Consider the following 561-nt stretch of genomic DNA (forward strand, 5'->3'; position numbering starts at 1 on the left):
TTAAGGGCGCACGGTGGATGCCTTGGCACCAGGAACCGATGAAGGACGTGGGAGGCCACGATAGGCCCCGGGGAGTCGTCAACCAGACTTTGATCCGGGGGTGTCCGAATGGGGAAACCCGGCAGTCGTCATGGGCTGTCACCCGTACCCGAACACATAGGGTACGCGGAGGGAACGCGGGGAAGTGAAACATCTCAGTACCCGCAGGAAGAGAAAACAACCGTGATTCCGGGAGTAGTGGCGAGCGAAACCGGATGAGGCCAAACCGTAGGCGTGTGAGACCCGGCAGGGGTTGCGCCTACGGGGTTGTGGGATCTCTCTTTCATGGTCTGCCGGCCATGAGACGAGTCAGAAACCGTTGATGTAGGCGAAGGACATGCGAAAGGTCCGGCGCAGAGGGTAAGACCCCCGTAGCCGAAACGTCAACGGCTCGTTGGAGAGACACCCAAGTAGCACGGGGCCCGAGAAATCCCGTGTGAATCCGGCGGGACCACCCGCCAAGCCTAAATATTCCCTGGTGACCGATAGCGGATAGTACCGTGAGGGAATGGTGAAAAGTAC

At 59.5% G+C, this 561-nt stretch carries 1 rRNA gene; it reads left to right on the forward strand.

The features are described 5' to 3' along the window. A 23S ribosomal RNA gene (locus ACFP2V_RS38485) occupies nt 1–561 on the forward strand; the annotation flags it as partial.

The organism is Streptomyces incanus (assembly GCF_042656345.1).
GTDB classification, from domain to species: domain Bacteria; phylum Actinomycetota; class Actinomycetes; order Streptomycetales; family Streptomycetaceae; genus Streptomyces; species Streptomyces incanus.